The sequence below is a fragment of the Geminicoccaceae bacterium genome (assembly GCA_020638465.1).
Lineage (GTDB): Bacteria > Pseudomonadota > Alphaproteobacteria > Geminicoccales > Geminicoccaceae > JAGREO01.
On record JACKIM010000001.1, the window covers coordinates 25,847 to 43,654 of the forward strand.

General features: G+C 63.8%; 15 protein-coding genes. 9 read left to right on the forward strand and 6 right to left on the reverse strand.

What is annotated here, in order from left to right; all coding sequences use genetic code 11:
- Positions 1–33 precede the first annotated feature (33 nt).
- Positions 34–1,554, forward strand: a complete 1,521-nt coding sequence (gene xylB, locus H6851_00120) for a xylulokinase (GenBank protein MCB9942015.1) — start codon at positions 34–36, stop codon at positions 1,552–1,554.
- Positions 1,555–1,608: 54 nt separating this feature from the next.
- Here the strand turns inward: xylB and H6851_00125 are convergent, their stop codons facing one another.
- The 6 genes from H6851_00125 to H6851_00150 form a co-directional block, all read right to left on the reverse strand.
- Positions 1,609–1,896, reverse strand: a complete 288-nt coding sequence (locus H6851_00125; protein MCB9942016.1) for a hypothetical protein — start codon at positions 1,894–1,896, stop codon at positions 1,609–1,611.
- Entirely contained in the window at positions 1,893–2,987 is a 1,095-nt protein-coding gene (locus H6851_00130; GenBank protein MCB9942017.1) for an ABC transporter ATP-binding protein, read from the reverse strand. The genes H6851_00125 and H6851_00130 overlap by 4 nt, the downstream gene beginning before the upstream one ends.
- Positions 2,988–3,857 (reverse strand): carbohydrate ABC transporter permease, encoded by an 870-nt coding sequence (locus tag H6851_00135; protein MCB9942018.1) that lies wholly within the window; start codon positions 3,855–3,857, stop codon positions 2,988–2,990.
- Positions 3,857–4,786: a sugar ABC transporter permease gene (locus H6851_00140; protein ID MCB9942019.1), complete on the reverse strand. Its 930-nt coding sequence runs from the start codon at positions 4,784–4,786 to the stop codon at positions 3,857–3,859. Before H6851_00140 ends, H6851_00135 begins: the two co-directional genes overlap by 1 nt.
- Positions 4,787–4,876: 90 nt before the next feature.
- On the reverse strand, positions 4,877–6,349 hold the full coding sequence (locus tag H6851_00145; protein ID MCB9942020.1) for a carbohydrate ABC transporter substrate-binding protein: 1,473 nt from the start codon (positions 6,347–6,349) through the stop codon (positions 4,877–4,879).
- 47 nt (positions 6,350–6,396) lie between these two features.
- The gene (locus H6851_00150) at positions 6,397–7,491 is read right to left on the reverse strand and encodes an ABC transporter ATP-binding protein (protein ID MCB9942021.1); all 1,095 of its coding nucleotides are present in this window, start codon (positions 7,489–7,491) and stop codon (positions 6,397–6,399) included.
- 246 nt (positions 7,492–7,737) lie between these two features.
- Between H6851_00150 and H6851_00155 the strand changes: the two genes are divergently transcribed.
- The 8 genes from H6851_00155 to H6851_00190 all read left to right on the forward strand — a co-directional run bounded on the left by H6851_00155 (position 7,738) and on the right by H6851_00190 (position 17,764).
- Positions 7,738–7,875, forward strand: a complete 138-nt coding sequence (locus H6851_00155; GenBank protein ID MCB9942022.1) for a hypothetical protein — start codon at positions 7,738–7,740, stop codon at positions 7,873–7,875.
- 87 nt (positions 7,876–7,962) lie between these two features.
- Positions 7,963–9,519 (forward strand): 2-isopropylmalate synthase, encoded by a 1,557-nt coding sequence (locus tag H6851_00160; GenBank protein ID MCB9942023.1) that lies wholly within the window; start codon positions 7,963–7,965, stop codon positions 9,517–9,519.
- Between the two features lie 157 nt (positions 9,520–9,676).
- On the forward strand, positions 9,677–10,717 hold the full coding sequence (locus H6851_00165; GenBank protein ID MCB9942024.1) for a rod shape-determining protein: 1,041 nt from the start codon (positions 9,677–9,679) through the stop codon (positions 10,715–10,717).
- A 263-nt stretch (positions 10,718–10,980) separates the two neighbouring features.
- Complete coding sequence (gene mreC, locus H6851_00170) at positions 10,981–11,964, forward strand: rod shape-determining protein MreC (protein ID MCB9942025.1); 984 nt, start codon at positions 10,981–10,983, stop codon at positions 11,962–11,964.
- Positions 11,961–12,494 carry a rod shape-determining protein MreD gene (gene mreD, locus H6851_00175; GenBank protein MCB9942026.1) on the forward strand — a complete coding sequence of 178 codons (534 nt, stop codon included), beginning with the start codon at positions 11,961–11,963 and terminating at the stop codon, positions 12,492–12,494. Before mreC ends, mreD begins: the two co-directional genes overlap by 4 nt.
- Entirely contained in the window at positions 12,478–14,316 is a 1,839-nt protein-coding gene (gene mrdA / locus H6851_00180) for a penicillin-binding protein 2 (protein ID MCB9942027.1), read from the forward strand. Before mreD ends, mrdA begins: the two co-directional genes overlap by 17 nt.
- A gap of 19 nt (positions 14,317–14,335) precedes the next feature.
- Positions 14,336–15,475, forward strand: coding sequence for a rod shape-determining protein RodA (gene rodA / locus H6851_00185; protein ID MCB9942028.1), 1,140 nt, complete (start codon positions 14,336–14,338; stop codon positions 15,473–15,475).
- Positions 15,476–15,880: 405 nt separating this feature from the next.
- Complete coding sequence (locus H6851_00190) at positions 15,881–17,764, forward strand: DUF4114 domain-containing protein (protein ID MCB9942029.1); 1,884 nt, start codon at positions 15,881–15,883, stop codon at positions 17,762–17,764.
- Positions 17,765–17,808: the final 44 nt, after the last annotated feature.

The window sequence follows — 17,808 nt, forward strand, 5'->3', positions numbered from 1 at the left end:
TCCCCGCAAGCAACTATGGGGAGGTAACCGATCATGGCCAGTCCGTCCGCCAAGCTGATCGGCATCGATGTCGGCACGTCGGGTTGCAAGACCATCGTCATCGACGCGCAAGGCCGGGTCCTTGCCCGCCATCTGGTCGAATATCCCCTCTCGACACCGAAACCCGGCTGGGCAGAACAGGACCCGGACCTCTGGTGGCGGGCAGCCCTGGACGGTCTGCGCGCCGTGGTCGGCGAGATCGGCGACCGCTCGTCGATCCTCGCCATCGGCCTTTCCGGGCAGATGCACGGGCTGGTTCCCCTCGACCGCGACGACAGGGTGATCCGCCCGGCCATCCTGTGGAACGACCAGCGCACGGCGGCGCAATGCCGGGCCATCACCGAGGCCGCGGGGGGACTCGACGGTCTGCTGGCGATGACCAACAACCAGATGCTGATCGGCTATACCGGCTCGAAGATCACCTGGCTGCGCGACGAGGAACCCGCCCATTTCGAGCGGCTGCGCTGTGTGATCAACCCCAAGGATCACATCCGCCTCGAACTCACGGGCGAGAAGGCCACCGACGTCTCCGACGCCTCGGGCACGGGCCTGTTCGATGTCCGCAACCGCCGATGGAGCTTCGAGCTCATCGACCGCATCGGGCTCGACCGTTCGCTGTTCCAGCGTGCCCACGAGAGCCATGCTGTCACGGGCAGGTTGCGGCCGTCGCTCTCGGCGGAACTGGGGCTGCCCGCCGGCCTGCCGGTGATGGCCGGCGGCGGCGACGCGGTGATCCAGACCACCGGCAGCGGTCTTATCGAGCCGGGCATCGTCCAGTCGATCATCGGCACGGCAGGCATCGCCGCCACCGCGCTGGCCGACTGTCCCGACAATCCCGACGGGCGGCTGCAGATCTTCTGCAACAACAGCCCCGACCGCTGGCACTGCATGGGCGTGTCGATGAATGCCGGTGGCGCCTTCAACTGGCTGCGCAACACGCTGTCCGCATTCGCCGGAAGGAAACTCGATTTCAACGCGCTCACGGCACTGGCCGAAGACGTGGCACCCGGCGCGGAGGGGCTGTTCTTCCTCCCATGGCTGCTGGGCGAGCGCTGCCCCCATCCGGACCCGAACGCCCGCGGCGGCTTCGTCGGGCTGACGCTTCGCCACGGTCCCGGCGAGATCATCCGCGCCGCCATGGAAGGCGTTGTCTACAGCATGCGCGACATGTTCGAGCTGATGCGGCCGCTGGGCGTCGATCCACGCGAGGTGCGCGCTTCGGGCGGCGGAGCGGCGAGCCTGCTGTGGCGACAGATGCAGGCCGACATCATCGGCGCGGAGGTGGTCACGGTCGCCGGTGCGGCGGAGGGCGGCGCGTACGGTGCGGCACTGGTGGCCGGCGTCGGTGCCGGAGTGTGGAGCGACCTGGAAAGCGCCTGCGCCATGGTCGAGGTGGAGACGCGGCTCGTCCCGGACACGGCCCGCAAGCCCGCCTACGACGCCGCATACGGCATCTACCACGATTTCTACGAACGCCTGAAACCCCAGTTCGACAGGATTGCGGAAATGGGGTGAGCCTGCCTGCCCCATCGGGACGGGAGTCGGCTGGACGGTCCGACGATGGGGAATTTACCGCAATGTGCCCAGGTACCAGACGTAGAGCTGAGCGGTGAGGATACCGAGGATGGCGGCCACCGCGAGGACGAGGAGGACGATGCCGACCACGTTCGCGAGCTTTCTGAACGGGACCCCCGGACGACAGAACGGGATGAGGTTGAAGGCAAGTGCACCCACCACCACGGTGACGCAGCCTATGGAGAACAGTTGCAACGAGAATGGCTGGAAGATGAGGACGATCGATCCTACGCACAGGAGGATGATCGCCCATTCGATAGCCTTGGCCTGAATTGCGCTCATGCTGCCCTCACCGCCTGGTCGTCACTGCCGAAAACATGCACGGCACCCGGCTGGAAACGGACATGAACCCGGTCTCCCTCGCCAAGCGGCGTGCGCCAGTCCGTGACCACGCGCAGATCGTGCATGCCGTCATTGAGGTGGGCCAGGGTCTCGGCCCCCATGGGTTCGATCATGTCGATCTTCGACGACAGGCCGTCGCTGACGTCCTCGTGGACAATCTCCAGGTTGCGCGGGCGGATGCCCAGCGTCACGTTCGTCCCCTGCCGCAATCGCGAAACCGCCGGATCGACCGTCAGATCCAGCGTCTGGCCGCCCTTCAGGGCGAATGTGGCGCCGGTTTCGCCCTCCATGCCGGCGAGCGTTGCCGGGATAAGGTTCATCTGCGGTGTGCCGATGAAGCCGGCGACGAACAGGTTGGACGGCTTTTGGAAGATCTCGTGCGGAGTGGCCACCTGTTCGATACGGCCGTCGCGCATGACGGAGATACGGTCGGCCATCGTCAGGGCTTCGAGCTGGTCGTGGGTCACGATGACGGTTGGCCGGTGGAGACCCTGCAGGACTTCCTTGACCTCGCCCCGCATCTCCTCGCGCAGTTGCACGTCAAGACGCGACAGCGGCTCGTCGAACAGGAAGCAGTTGGGATCGCGGATGATCGACCGGCCCACCGCGACGCGCTGCTTCTCGCCTTCGGCCAGTTCGCCGGGCTTGCGACCCAGGATCGAATCGAGCTGAAGGACCCGCGACGTCCCGGCGACCTTCTCGCGGATCTGCCTCGATGACAGCCCCTCGGCATGAAGCGGATAGGCGAGGTTCTCCGCGACCGTCAGGCTCGGATAGAGCGCATAAAACTGGAAGCTCATGGCGACGTTGCGCTCGCGGGCGGCCAGGTCGTTGACCCTTTGCCCGGCGAGCAGGATATCGCCCGATGAAGCCCATTCCAGCCCGGCGATCATCCTCAGCGTGGTCGTCTTGCCGCATCCTGAAGGTCCCAGAAGGCATAGCACCTCGCCCTCGCCCACATCGAGATCGATCGCATCGACGGCCGTCAGACTGCCGAACGTCTTGGTGAGTTGTTTCAGCTCGATGGTCATCTACTTCTTCACCGTGCCGAAGGTCACACCACGCAGCAGCTGGTTCTGCAGCAGGAACGTGACGAAGAAGATCGGGATGAGGAACAGCGTCACGATGGCCGCCAGCAGGCCGTAATCGACCCCGACCTCGCCGCCCAGCGTACGCGCCATGGCCACCGGAACCGTCCGGGTATCGACGCCGGTGAGCAGCAGGGCGAAGAGGAACTCGTTCCAGGTGAGGATCAGGCCGAAGACGAAGGTGGCGGCAAGCCCGGCCAGCACCTGGGGAATGCACATGCCGAAGAACACCCGCCCCTCCGTGGCACCGTCCATGCGCGCCGCATCCTCGATCTCGGGGTTGAGCTCGTCAAAGAAGCTCTTCACCAGCCACACCGAAAACGGGATGTTGAAGGCGGTGTAGAGCAGGATGATGCCCCAGTAGGAGCCGGCGAGGCCGGTCAGGCGGAACATCAGGAAGATGGGGATGATGACGACGATGGGTGGCATCATGCGGGTGGTGAGGATGACGAACAGGTAGGTATCGTTGCCTTTGAGCGGATGTCTTGAAAAGGCATAGGCTGCCAGGGTACCGACAATCAGCGCCAGAAGAACCGATGTCCCGGCAATGAAGATCGAATTGAAGAAATACAACAGGAAGTCGGTTTCCTGGCTGCCACCGCCGGCGATCGACTGGCGATAGAACACGCTCGTGAAGTTCTCCAGCGTCGGCGTGAAGAACAGCTTGGGCGGTATGGCCAGCGCATCCGTCCGGGTCTTGAAGGCGGTGAGGATGATCCACAGCACGGGCAGGAAGTACAAAAGGCTTATGATTGCGGTGATGGCTGTATAACCCCAGCCGGCCTTGCCGATCTCCCGACGTCTTGCAGCCATCAGCTGACCTCCTCGGCGCGCCGGTTGACGGCGTAGAGATAGAGATTGGTGAGCACGATCACCACGAACAGGACGATATAGGCCAGGGCCGCCGACTGGCTGGTACGGAAATTCTGGAACGCCAGCCGGTAGACATGCACCGCGATCGTCTCGGTGGCCGAACCCGGACCGCCTTCGGTGATGATGTAGACAATGTCGAACAGCTTGAACGTCTCGATGGTGCGGAACAGCACGGCCAGCAGCAGCAGGCTCTTGATGTACGGGAAGGTGATCGTCCAGAACCGGCGCCATGACGACGCCCGGTCGATCTCGGCAGCCTCGTAGAGGTATTTCGGCACCGAGACGAGGCCCGCCAGCACCAGGAGCATGACGAACGGCGACCACATCCAGGCGTCGGCGATGACGATGCCGACGATCGCGCCAAGCGGTGTGGCCAGTTGAACATAGGGTTCGCTGGTGAAGTGATTGACGATCCAGCTGACCATGCCGAAGGTCGGCTCGTAATACAGCTTGAAGAACACACCCACCGAGACGAAGGACAGCATCATCGGCGTCAGGACGAGCATCAGCAGGATGCGGCGCAGGGGGAAGGTCCTGGCGAACAGCAGCGCTAGCAGGAAGCCGATGACCAGTTGCAGCAGGACCGACGAGCCGACGAGCACCGCCGTCGTCTGGAAACGCTCCCATACCCTGTCGTCGGTGAGCACGCGCTCGAAGAAGCGCAGCCCCTGGAACTCCGGAACCGCCTGCCGGTTGGCGCGATAGTTGTAGAAGCTCAGGCCGAACGACCAGAGCAGCGGAAAGATGTTCATCACGAAGAGTATGGCAATGGCCGGTGCCACCAGGAGCGCACCGCGGCGCTCGGGTGACATCATCCAAGCCAGGAACCCGCCCTCTCCGGCTCCCTGTACTGCAGCTCTGTTGACCATCTCGCGCTATCCGCCCCCACGTCTTGCGAGTTCGCCGAACGGGGAGGATCCGGCCATTGCCCGGCACGGACCCTCCCCGACCGTTTCAGGTTACTCGATCAGCCCGGCATCCTCGAGCAGCTGCTGCTGGAACTCGGCCACCGAATCGAGCGCCTCCTTCGCGGAGATCTGCCCGGTGATCGCCTTGTCGAACTCTTCCTGCTGCTGGGTCAGCATCTCGAAGAAGTCCGGGATGTGCCAGACATCGCGCTGCCAGTCGATCATCTCGACATGCGCGCGGTTCCAGGGCCGCAGGCCGTCATATTCAGGCTCCGCCATGACCGACCGGAGACCCGACTGGCCGCCATTGGCGACGAATTCGCGCTGGGTCTCGGGCTTGAGCCACCACTTGACCACGTTGAGCGCTTCCTTGACCACCTCGTCGCTGTTCCAGGTGGTGAGCACGAAGGGCTGCCCGCCGATATTGCCCGTGCGGTCGATGTTGCCGTCATCCTGCCGCAGGCCCGGTGCCGGGCCGAAATCGGCCAGATCGGCGACTGTCGAGGTCTTCGGGTCGAGGACGGGCTCGCCAAGTCCGACCCAGTCGATGGTGCTCGCCACCTTGCCCTGCATGAACAGGTCCTGGATGACGAAGATGTCCATCTGCCCGGTCTGCGCCACCGGCGGCATGTAGGGCAGCAGGCTGAGATAGTGCTCGAATGCCTTGACCGCGACATCGGAATTGACGACGCCCTCGGCCTGTCCGTCAGGTGCCTTGGTCTCGTCCCAGATACCCCCGCCATACTGCCAGACGAAGGCATTCACCTCCATGGTCGAGAAGTCGTAACCCTTACCGGCCTGGTACGAAATGCCGTAGAAATCGTCCTCGGCGACGCCGTCACCCAGTGGCTCGCCCTTGGCGCGCTTGAAGAACTTGCCGATCTTCTCGTAGGTGCTCCAGTCGACGTCCTGCCAGTCCTCGTAGGTGCAGGGCAGCTTCTCGTCGAACTGCTGCTGGAAATTCGCCGCTTCCTTCTCGTTGCAGAACAGGTCCTTGCGGAAATAGGTCACGTAGGTGTCGGGGAACTGCGGGAAACCGTAATAGTGGGTGTCCGGGGCCGGCCACTCGCCCGCTTCCTCAAGCTGCTCGCGGGTCTTGTGCGGATAGGTCGAATAGGCGGAGACCAGGGCCGGATGCAGATCCTTCATGATCGCCGTCAGCTCGGGATCGGCCTTCATGTACTCGGTCAGGTCGAGATAATAGCCGCCCTCGACGAACGCGCCCAGCCACTGGCTGTCGGTGACGATCATCTGGTACTTCTGCTCGCCCGAGGTCAGCGAGGCGGCAACGCGCTCGTAGAAGCTCGGCCACGGTATGAAATCCATGTCGAGCTTGGTATTGTTGCCGTCCGGCGACTGATAGGTTTTGTCGAAATACTCTTTCATGAAACGGGTTGGCGGCCAGTCGGGCGCCGCCATGGTGATGGTGATGTCGGCGGCCCGCACCGAAGCCGTCCCCATGCAGGCCACGACCGCCAACGACGATGCTCCGAGGACGAGCCGCCGCCTTATCGATGAGCTCATGTTTGTGCCTCCCTTGATGCTCATGACTTCGCCCGGTGAACTGTCAACTAGACCAACCTCGCGCCCGTATCCCTGCCGAACAGGTGGATATCCGACACGCTGAAGGAAATCGGTATGTTCTGCCCCGCATCGAGCCCCGCTGCCGCCTCCTCGCGCAGGACCATCCTCAGTCCGCATCCGGGGGGAACGTCGAGGTCGAGGATGGTCACGTCGCCGAGAGGCTCGGTCAGGTGGATGCGGGCATCGAGCGCCACCGTTCCGGGCGCGCCATCGCCATGCCCGAGGGCGATATCGTGCGGACGGATGCCCACGGTGACGGAGCGCCCGCCGTCCGCCGGCAGTTCGCCGGCATCGAGTCTGGCAAACGGCAGTTCGACTTCCGGCCGTCCTCCACCGCCGCCGCGGATCTCGCCATCCACGAAGTTCATGGCCGGCGCGCCGACCATCCCGGCGACATAGGTGCTGCCGGGATCGCTGTAGAGGGCCTTGGGGGTGTCGATCTGCACGACCCTGCCGTCGCGGATGACCGCCACCCGCTGCCCCATGGTCAGCGCCTCAAGCTGGTCCGGCGTGGCATAGAGCATGGTCATGCCGAGTTCGCGATGCAGCCGCTTGAACTCCGCGCGCATGTCGTGGCGCAGCTTGGCGTCGAGATTGGTGAGCGGCTCGTCGAGCAGCAGCAGCCTCGGACGGCGGATGATGGCACGTCCGATGGCCACGCGCTGCTGTTCGCCGCCCGAAAGCGTCGGCGGCTTGCGGTCGAGCGTATGGGTCACCCGCAGCAGTTCGGCAATCTCCCCCACGCGCTTGCGGATCTCGGAGGAGGACATGCCGTCACGTTGAAGCGGATAGGAGAAATTCTTGCGGATGGTGAGATGGGGATAAAGGGCGAAGGTCTGGAAGATCATCGCCATGTCGCGGCCCTGCACCGGCGCATCGGTGATGTCGCGATCATCCATGACGATACGGCCGCCACGAAGCTTCTCAAGGCCCGCAATCGCGCGCAGGGTCGTCGTCTTGCCCGATGAACTGGGGCCGAGCACACAGAAGAACTCGCCATCCAGAACATCGAACGACATGCCGCGCAGGGCTTCCACCGGCCCGAAATGACGCTCGACATCGACAAGGCGCAAGCCTGCCAAATCGCCACCCTCCCCTTTTTCATCTTGGTTTCTTTTGTGCCGGGCCATGATCAAATGTGCAAGCAGGGAATGGCACGGCCCGAATCCGGTCGCCAAAGAGTATCCTTCGCGCAACCGGTTGACCGGCAACGGCTTTGTTCCCCGCGATTTTTTTCGCTCCGGACTTTACAAGACCGCCGCCCCGACGCCATAATGCGGCTTCAGCCTCAAGCTGAGCATGGGTTCCAGGACGACGAGATCGACAGGATGACTGTGATTGGCGCAAGCAGTGACGCGAAAGGGCCGCACCGGGCTCCGCAGCTGCATGTCCTGACCCCGGGTGGCATTTCCGCCGCCGCGTCCATTCTTTCGCTGGACCTCGCCCTTCGACTTACCGGCCCCTGAGCCAGCCGACCCGCGCATGCGGCAGCCCGCTCAGGGGACTGATCGAACATCCCGACTGCACACAGATCGAAGACGAGAGAACCAGACATGAGCGAGAATCCGTCCCATTCGGACCACATTGTCATTTTCGACACCACGTTGCGCGACGGCGAGCAGTCGCCCGGGGCGTCGATGAACACGGACGAGAAACTGCAGGTGGCAAGGGCACTTGAGGATCTGGGTGTCGATGTCATCGAGGCCGGTTTCCCGATCGCGTCCGAAGGCGATTTTCACGCCGTGCGTGAAATTGCCAAGATCGTGAAGAACAGTGTCGTCTGCGGGCTGGCGCGCGCCGCCAACGGCGACATCGACCGTTGTGCGGAGGCCATCGAACCCGCGGAACGCGGCCGCATCCACACCTTCATCTCCACCAGCCCGCTGCACATGAAGTTCAAGCTGCAGATGGAGCCGGAAGAGGTGCATGAGCGGGTGGTGTCCTCGGTGACCCGCGCGCGCGGCTATACCGACGATGTCGAATGGAGCTGCGAGGACGGTTCGCGTACCGAGCACGACTTCCTATTCCGCTGCATCGAGAGCGCTATCAGGGCCGGCGCGACCACCATCAATATTCCCGACACGGTGGGTTATTCATACCCTGAGGAATATGCCGACCTGATCCGTGCGGTGCGCAACAACGTGCCCAACATCGACAAGGCGATCATCTCGGTCCATTGCCACAATGACCTCGGCATGGCGGTGGCCAATTCCCTGCGCGCGGTTCAGGCCGGTGCCCGGCAGATCGAATGCACCATCAACGGCATCGGCGAGCGGGCCGGCAATGCGGCACTGGAAGAGCTGGTCATGGCGGTCAGGACCCGCCAGGACCTGCTGCCCTATGCGAGCCGCATCCGGACGCAGGAGATCATGCGCGCCTCGCGGATGGTCAGTGCGTTCACGGGCTTTGCCGTGCAGCCCAACAAGGCCATCGTCGGCGCCAACGCGTTCGCCCATGAAAGCGGCATCCATCAGGATGGCATGCTGAAGAACGCCGAGACCTACGAGATCATGAAGCCCGAGGATGTCGGGCTGGGCAAGTCGAACCTGGTCATGGGCAAGCATTCCGGCCGCCACGCCTTCAAGACCAAGCTGAAGGACCTGGGGTACGAACTGGGCGACAATGCGCTGAACGAAGCCTTCCAGCGCTTCAAGAACCTCGCGGACAAGAAGAAGGAGATCTTCGACGAGGACCTGGTCGCACTGGTCGATGACGAGATCGCCACCGAGAGTCAGGATGTGCGCTTCGTCGAATTGTATGTGCAGTGCGGTTCCAAGCTGCGGCCGACGGCCGAACTGGTGCTGGAGATTCACGGCGAGGACAAACGGGCGGTCGAGACCGGCGACGGTCCGGTGGACGCGACGTTCAACGCGATCAAGGCTCTGGTCCCGCATGCCGCGAAACTGCAGCTTTTCCAGATCCATGCGGTGACCGAGGGGACCGATGCCCAGGCCATCGTCACTGTTCGCCTTGAAGAGGATGGCCGCACGGTCAACGGCCAGTCGGCCGACACCGATACGCTGGTGGCGTCGGCGAGGGCCTATGTCGCCGCACTGAACAAACTGTTCACCAAACGTGGAAGATCGGCTCCTTCCGCAATTTCCGCTTGAAACATGTCGTTTGTCACATCTAAACCATTGCGTGCATGACAAGCGATGCGCTCGACGCTATAGAGCGCATAATCGATCTCGATAATCGCCTGAGGGGAGAGGCAAGGAGCCTCTCCCCTCATGTCGACGATCAAGCCCCGGAGCCGTTGCTGGTCATATGTTCGCCCGAATTTTAGGCCTCTTCTCCGCCGATCTCGCGATCGACCTGGGTACCGCCAACACCCTTGTCTACGTCAAGGGTCGAGGTATCGTTCTCAATGAACCATCGGTTGTAGCCATCCAGACACTGCGAGGACGAAAGCAGGTCCTTGCGGTGGGCAACGAAGCCAAGCAGATGGTCGGCCGCACCCCCGGGAACATCGAGGCCATCCGGCCGCTTCGCGACGGCGTGATCGCCGATTTCGAGGTGGCGGAGGAAATGATCAAGCATTTCATCCGCAAGGTGCACCAGCGGCGCGGCTTCGCCAGCCCGCAGGTCATCATCTGCGTGCCGTCGGGCTCCACCGCGGTCGAGCGCCGCGCCATCCAGGAAGCCGCCGAGGCGGCCGGTGCGAGGCGCGTGCACCTGATCGACGAACCCATGGCGGCTGCCATCGGCGCCGGCCTGCCCGTGACCGATCCGACAGGCTCCATGGTCGTCGACATCGGTGGCGGGACCACCGAGGTCGCGGTCATCTCGCTCGCCGGCATCGTCTATGCCCGCTCGATCCGGGTCGGCGGCAACAAGATGGACGAGGCCATCATCAACTACATCCGCCGCAACCACAGCCTCCTCATCGGCGAGGCGACGGCGGAAAACATCAAGAAGCTGATCGGTTCGGCCTGCCTGCCCGAGGACGGCAATGGCGAGGTGATGGAAATCAAAGGCCGCGACCTGATGAATGGCGTACCCAAGGAAATCGTCATCTCCGAGCGGCAGATTGCCGAAAGCCTCGCGGAGCCGGTCAACGCGATCATCGAGGCGGTCAAGGTCGCGCTCGAACATACAGCACCGGAGTTGTCGGCGGACATCGTCGACAAGGGCATCGTCATGACCGGCGGCGGTTCGCTGCTGGGCAATCTCGACTTCGTCCTGCGTCATTCAACGGGGTTGCCGGTGAGCCTGGCCGACGAGCCGCTGACCTGCGTGGCCCTGGGCACCGGTCGTTGCCTCGAAGAGATGAAGGCCCTCAAGCACGTCCTGCATACGGCCTATTGACGGCCTGCCTGCCAGGAGAGCCATCCCGACATCGTCCCCTCGCCGGGTGGAGGCCAGTTCCGCCCCGGGCCGGATGCCGCATTATTTTCGTCACATGGTTGAGAGAAACAAGACCGGGGGCTATTCCTGCACGGTCATACTCCCCATCTGACAGAATGTCGGGCCTTGGAGCTGAACACGCGCATTAGGCGCAGATCGGGCCTTTTAACTCGCCTATTTGGTGATATGATCGTTGTCATGAACAAACCCGAGGGTGCCCCCAGATGAGATCGGCCCTGCACCATCTGTCGGTCGCGGCGGTCCACATCCGTGCATCGACACAGCGCATGCTGCTGACGACGCTCATCTTCATTTCGGTGGCCGTTCTCGTTCTGGGCAAGGTTGACCTGCGGCTTATCCGAGCCACCTCGGACGGGATCGCCGATGGCAGCCTGTCGATTCTCTCGCTGCTGCGAAAGCCGATCGAACTCACCCGCGACACGGCCCAGACGTTCGGTGGCATTCTCGCGGTATTCGAGGAGAACCAGAGGTTGCGCGCCGAGAACGAGCGACTGCTGGCGGTCCAGTCCCGGGCAGTCCTTCTCGACGTGGAGAACGAAGGTCTCCGCGAACTGCTCAACGCTCCGCGCATTCCCCGCACGCGACACTTTACCAGTGCGGCAGTGGTCGCCGACAGTGCCAGTCCGTTCGTCCACACCATGCTCATCGATGCCGGCCGCAATCGCGGGCTGGAACCGGGAATGCCGGTGATCCGCCCCGAAGGCCTCGTCGGCCGCCTCCTCAGTGTCGGCAGCCGGACGGCACGGCTCATGCTGCTCACCGACTTCAACTCCCGCGTGCCCGTGGTGGTCAGCCCCTCCGGCGACCGGGCCATCCTCGAGGGAGACAACAGCGGCGAGCCCAAACTGCGTTTCCTGCCGCTGCAACCGCGTTTCTCGGTAGGGGACGAGGTCGTCACCTCGGGACAGGGCGGGCTGCTCCCCCCCGGAGTGGCCATCGGGCAGATCGTCCACATCGACGACCAGACCGTCTCGGTACGGCCCAACATCGACTGGACCCGACTGGACCAGGTTTCCGTCCTCCAGTTCCAGCCGATCACCCATGACGCGGGCATCGACGAGGAGGCGGACCAGCTTTTCTACGGCCCCCACCGGGTCTATCCCGAGCCGGCGGTCCAGAGGGAACAATCGCGGGCGACACCCGAATCTCCCACGGCACCGGCCGACGCCGGCGGAAGCGTCGAATGATCGAGGACTGGCTCTACAGTCATCCGGGGGACATCCTCGGCCGGCTGCTGCCGCCGCTGACCGCCATCGTCGCCCTGTTCATCGACCTGATGCCCCTGCCATCGGCCTCCCCCGAGGCGATCATGCCGTCGCTCCTCGTCTGCGTCGTGTTCTACTGGACGATCTCGCGGCCGGATCTGCTGGGAATCGTCTGGATCTTCGTGCTCGGCATGGTGATCGACGGCATCGGTGGAATGCCGCTGGGACTGACATCGCTCGTCTTCCTTGTCGCCCGCAACATGCTGATGCCGCGCGAACGGTTCCTTTCGACCACCTCGTTCATCGTCATATGGGCCAGCTTCGTCGTCGCCGCCACCGCCGTGCTCGGCATGCGCTGGGTGGTGGCCTGCATCTGGTACGGACAACTGTTCGAGCTGCGGCCCATGGTTCTCGAACTCGCACTGACCGTCGCGGTCTATCCGGTCGTGAGTTACAGTCTCGGCTCGATCCGCGAACTCTTGCCCAAGGCCAATCATGTATCAGGAAGCTGAACGCCTGCGCAGTTTCACCCGGCGGGCGATCTTCACCGGCGCCGCGCAAAGCGCCCTGTTCCTCGGCATCGGCGCACGGCTGTACTACCTTCAGGTCAGCAAGGCCGACGACTACGCACTGCTGGCCGAGGACAATCGCGTCAACCAGCGACTCCTCATCCCGCCTCGCGGGCGCATCTACGATATTGCGGGGCGCCCCATCGCGCGCAACGTCCCGACCTATCGCATCCGGGTGATCCGCGAGCGCACCCGCGACCTGCGCAGGACGCTGGAACGGCTGGCCACGCTGGTCGAGCTCAAGCCCGAGGCCATCGATGAAGTGGTCCGGCAGGCACAGGCCCGCCGGGCATTCGTCCCGGTGGATGTACGCGAGGGCCTCACCTGGGAGGAGGTATCGCGCATCGCCGTGCGCGCACCCGAACTGCCCGGCATCGTCGTCGATTCGAGCCTGCTTCGGGACTATCCCGATGCGGAGGTCCTCGCCCATGTGCTCGGATATGTCGGGCCGGTCAACGAGCGCGAGTTGAAGGACGATCCGGACCCGTTGCTCAAGATCCCCGAGTTCCGCATCGGCAAGAACGGGATCGAGAAGACCTACGATCACCTGCTGCGCGGCCGTGCCGGGTCGAGCCGGGTCGAGGTCAACGCCGTCGGCCGCGCCATTCGCGAGCTGGCACGGGACGAGGGCGATTCCGGCAAGGATCTCAACCTGTCGATCGACATCGAGCTGCAACAGTTCTGCTTCAACCGGCTGGCCGGCGAGAAGGCGGCCGGAGCCGTCGTGGTGGACGTGCACACCGGCGCTGTCCTGGCCATGGCCAGCATTCCCACCTTCGACCCCCGCGCGTTCAACAATGGCCTGAGCCAAACCGTATGGCGCGAATGGCGTGACAATCCGCAGCATCCGCTGGTCAACAAGTGCATTCGGGGCCAGTATCCACCGGGTTCGACCTTCAAGATGGTGACGGCCCTGGCCGCGCTGGAGTCCGGCGTGGTCACGCCAAATTACGAGGCATTCTGTCCCGGCTACATGCGCCTGGGGCGGGCACGCTTTCATTGCTGGAAACAATGGGGCCACGGGCGTATCGCCCTCAACCAGGCGCTGGCCCAGTCCTGCGATGTGTATTTCTACGACGTGGCGCGCCGGGCCGGTGTGGACGCGATCGCGGCGATGGCCAACAAGCTCGGCCTCGGTCACAAGCTCGACATCGACGTACCCGGCGAACGCGGGGGGCTCATCCCGACGCGGGAATGGAAACTCGAAAATATCGGCGAACCCTGGCAGAAGGGCGAGACACTGGTGGCGGGCATCGGCCAGGGCTTCGTCCTGGCAACGCCCCTGCAACTTGCCATCATGACGGCAAGGCTGTGCAATGGCGGCAAGGCGGTCAAGCCGTGGTTCGTTCGACCGACCGAGGTCGAGAATGTCGCGGCCATCGACATCTCGCAAGGATCGCTGCATGCGGTCCTGCGCGGCATGCACGAAGTCATCAACGGCAACCGCGGGACCGCCCGCGGTGCGCGTCTGGACATCCCCGGCATCACCATGGCGGGCAAGACCGGCACCTCGCAGGTACGCCGCATCACCCGCTCCGAACGCGCACAGGGCCTGCACAAGCTCAAGAACCGGCCATGGGAGGAACTCGACCACGCGCTGTTCGTCTGCTTCGCACCCTACGAAAATCCACGCTATGCCGTGTCGGTGATCGTCGAGCATGGCGAAAGCGGCAGCAAGACGGCAGCGCCGATCGCCAAGGACATCATGACCAGGGCGCTCGAACTCGATCCGATCGGTCGCGAGAAGAAGATGGCACGCGCATGAGGAAGATCCCCCGTTGAGCATGGCCACCCGCATCAAGCCGATGGAACTGCGTCTCTCGGAGAAGCTCTGGGGGGTGCACTGGCCACTGGTCGCCCTGATCATCGTGATCGGACTGGTGGGCTATGTCGTGCTCTATTCGGCGGGCGGGGGCAGCCATCAGCCCTGGGCCGCAAGACACGGGTTGCGGCTGGCCTTCGGCACGTTGGTGATGCTCTTGATCGCCCTCGTCGATGTGCGCGTCCTGTTCCGCTATGCCTATGCGATCTATGGAATCTGCCTTGCCCTGCTGGTGGCGGTGGAGATCATGGGCAGTCTGAGCAAGGGTGCCCAGCGCTGGATCGATCTGGGCATCGTCCAGTTGCAGCCATCGGAACTCATGAAGATCGCGCTGGCACTGGCACTGGCACGCTATTTCCATGCTTCCTATCTCGACGAGGTCAGGCGCCCGTCCCATCTGCTGCCCGCCCTGCTGCTGGCCGGCGTTCCGGCAGCACTGGTGCTCAAGCAACCCGATCTCGGAACGGCCGTCATGCTGATGGCCATGGCCATCGCCGTGCTCTTCCTTGCCGGTGTCCGCCTGTGGAAATTCGCCCTCGCCATCGGCGCGGTGGCAGCGGCCCTGCCCATCCTCTGGAGCCAGCTGCACGACTACCAGAAGGCCCGCGTGCTCACCTTCCTCGAACCCGAACGCGATCCGCTGGGCACCGGCTACCACATCATCCAGTCGAAGATCGCGCTGGGTTCCGGGGGACTGTGGGGCAAGGGCCTGCTCAACGGCACCCAGGCACAGCTGTCGTTCCTTCCCGAAAAACAGACCGATTTTGCCTTCACCATGCTGGCCGAAGCCACCGGCCTCGTCGGCGCGGCCGTTGTCCTGGCCCTGTGTCTCAGCGTGATCCTGCTGGTGATTTCCATTGCCCTGCGATCGGTCCATCAGTTCGGCCGGCTGCTCGCGATGGCCATCGCCGTCAATTTCTTTCTCTATGTCGTCATCAACGTCGCCATGGTCACGGGCCTGATCCCCGTCGTCGGCGTACCGCTGCCGCTGATTTCCTATGGCGGGACCGCCATGCTGACCACGCTCGTGGGTTTCGGTCTGGTCCTGAGCATCGATGTCCACCGCCATACCCCGATTCCGAGATTCCCCAGCGGGCGATGATCGCCCGTCGTGGCCAATGGGACATCAACGAAACACCGTCGAAGAAACGTGGAATCGATTGCACAACCTTCAGGCGAACCACCTCGCAGCGACAGATTTACCCATCCAGCAAAAATTCTTCAATTTCCCGGTCTTTGAACGGCATACCTATACATTTTTGGTTGGATTCGACCTAAATTTCCAGTTTCATTAACAGCAATCAATTGACTAAATTGGCTTGCAGCGTTTGTCTGTCATGCAACCTAGCGCGTAGTGGCCACCGATCTCATCGACCCGAGAATCGATCATCGCATTGGAATGAAAATGTTGGGCGATCAGCAGACACGTCTTTCTTATGAATCCACATCGACCTCGACGTCCTCATCGGCCCAGGTGGCCGCGACTGTCCTCCCCTCATCGACAAGTGTGTCCCTCGTGGTCTCGACCCTCGACGACGTGGTCGACGCCTCCGATGGCGTGCTCAGCCTGCGCGAAGCCGTGACACTGGCCAATACGCGAAGCGGGCACGATACCATCACGATCGCCGACGACATCAGGGGCGGAACGCTGCAGTTGAATGTCGGCAGGTCAGGCGGCACCCTTGAGGTCACTGACGACCTGGCCATCGATGGCGGCTCCGGGAGCGATCCGCGGACCTCGATCCGCAGCGAAGGGGAATATGGCTCGCTTTTCAGGTTCGAGGGGGTGAGCGGCCACATCGAGGACCTGACGCTGCTCGACCGCAGCGACTACGGCTCGCCGCTCGTTTCCGGCAGCGATGCGCAGATCGAACTGCAGCGGGTGGATATCAGCGGATATTCGGAGTTTTCGATGGGACTCGCCGCCAGTGGCGGCAGCCTCGCCATCATCGAAACCACGGTCGACGTTTCGGGACAGTCGCCGACGGGCATCAGTACCACCAACGGCACCAAGCTGGAGGTCATCGACAGCTACGTCACCATCGACGGTGAGGGTGCCACCGCAGTCGATGGCGACGGCACGGCCGTCGTGACCGGCTCGACGGTGGAGGCCCGGGGCAATTACAGCTCGCTCGGCATCGAGTTCAGCGGCGACGTGACGATGACGAATTCCACCATCGTCGCCGTGTCGCACAGCGCCTTCGAAAGCTACGCCTCCGCTTCGGACCGGGCCTTCGTGCTGAAGGACGGCGGCAGCGCCGCGCTCGATCACGTCACGATCATGGGCTCCGAACAGCCCATCTTCGCATCGGACGACCAGACAGGCTATCTCGCCATCGAGGTTCAGGGCGGCGCCAGCCTCGTCCTGGAGAACAGCCTCGTTGTCGGCGACCATGGCACATTGACCAGCACCGGCAACGTCACCGACGGTGGCGGGAACGTGCTGAGCGACCGGGACGGGGTGAGCATTGCCGACGTGTTCGCAACCGGCGAGCTCGCGGACAATGGCGGGCCGACGCCGACGCTGGCATTGCTGGACGGTTCCTCCAACCCGGCCGTCGGGGCCGCCGTGCCGTCGGGCGGCGACGAGGTGGACCAGCGCGGGTTCGCCCGCGACGTGGCTCCCGACGCGGGAGCGTTCGAGGCCGGGGCGGGATCGCCGCTGGCGTCACCCCTGCCCGAACTGCACGAGAAGGTCGCCGTCGCCGAAGCGGACATCAACGGGGCGGAGCGCTCGGACTTCGTCATCGGCGCGAGCGGCGATGCCATCGTCACCTTCATGGACGAATATGCCGGCTACCAGAGCACGCTCGGCGTCTATCTCGTCGGCGAGAATGACACCATCGGCGATGTGCGCATCGTCTTCGACCGCATCGAGCACGCGCAGGCCTCCGACGAAGCGTCGGCATCGGCCCGCCCCGGCGGCGGCCCGCTCGACACCGGCGACAGCGTGGCCCTGAGCGAACTGTACGACGCCGACCAATTGCAGGAAGGCACGGAGTTCGGCCTGTTCCTGATCTCCGACGGCACATCGCGCAACGACGCCTCGGTGTTCGACAGCGGGCATCTGGAGTTCCGCGACGGCGACGGAGCGGCAAGCCTGTCTTCCACCACGCCGGAACTCGTGCACGTCGCCGGCGACGGCAGCGAGACGGCGGTTTCCGGGTCGGTCATGCATTTCAGCGACGCCGACGACGACCTCGCCAATGTCCTCAATCCCGGCGGCGGCACACAGGTCATCTCCGGCCTGCTCGACACCGGCGAGACCGTGCTCGGCATCGAGGACAAGCCGCTGGCCCGCTCCGACGCCGACTTCAACGACATCATCATCGCCGTCGACACATCCCCCAGCCTCGACATTCTCGTCGCCGCGGAGACGGTGACCGCCTGAACGAACGGGCAGTCCGGCGGCGTTGCAAGGCCGGAAGTTTCCCG

What these genes read in the sequence shown, in the direction of transcription:
- xylB (MCB9942015.1), top strand. Translation starts at nt 34, where the DNA reads ATGGCCAGTCCGTCCGCCAAGCTGATCGGCATCGATGTCGGCACGTCG.
- H6851_00125 (MCB9942016.1), bottom strand. Translation starts at nt 1,896, where the DNA reads ATGAGCGCAATTCAGGCCAAGGCTATCGAATGGGCGATCATCCTCCTG.
- H6851_00130 (MCB9942017.1), bottom strand. Translation starts at nt 2,987, where the DNA reads ATGACCATCGAGCTGAAACAACTCACCAAGACGTTCGGCAGTCTGACG.
- H6851_00135 (MCB9942018.1), bottom strand. Translation starts at nt 3,857, where the DNA reads ATGGCTGCAAGACGTCGGGAGATCGGCAAGGCCGGCTGGGGTTATACA.
- H6851_00140 (MCB9942019.1), bottom strand. Translation starts at nt 4,786, where the DNA reads ATGGTCAACAGAGCTGCAGTACAGGGAGCCGGAGAGGGCGGGTTCCTG.
- H6851_00145 (MCB9942020.1), bottom strand. Translation starts at nt 6,349, where the DNA reads ATGAGCTCATCGATAAGGCGGCGGCTCGTCCTCGGAGCATCGTCGTTG.
- H6851_00155 (MCB9942022.1), top strand. Translation starts at nt 7,738, where the DNA reads ATGACTGTGATTGGCGCAAGCAGTGACGCGAAAGGGCCGCACCGGGCT.
- H6851_00160 (MCB9942023.1), top strand. Translation starts at nt 7,963, where the DNA reads ATGAGCGAGAATCCGTCCCATTCGGACCACATTGTCATTTTCGACACC.
- H6851_00165 (MCB9942024.1), top strand. Translation starts at nt 9,677, where the DNA reads ATGTTCGCCCGAATTTTAGGCCTCTTCTCCGCCGATCTCGCGATCGAC.
- mreC (MCB9942025.1), top strand. Translation starts at nt 10,981, where the DNA reads ATGAGATCGGCCCTGCACCATCTGTCGGTCGCGGCGGTCCACATCCGT.
- mreD (MCB9942026.1), top strand. Translation starts at nt 11,961, where the DNA reads ATGATCGAGGACTGGCTCTACAGTCATCCGGGGGACATCCTCGGCCGG.
- mrdA (MCB9942027.1), top strand. Translation starts at nt 12,478, where the DNA reads ATGTATCAGGAAGCTGAACGCCTGCGCAGTTTCACCCGGCGGGCGATC.
- rodA (MCB9942028.1), top strand. Translation starts at nt 14,336, where the DNA reads ATGGCCACCCGCATCAAGCCGATGGAACTGCGTCTCTCGGAGAAGCTC.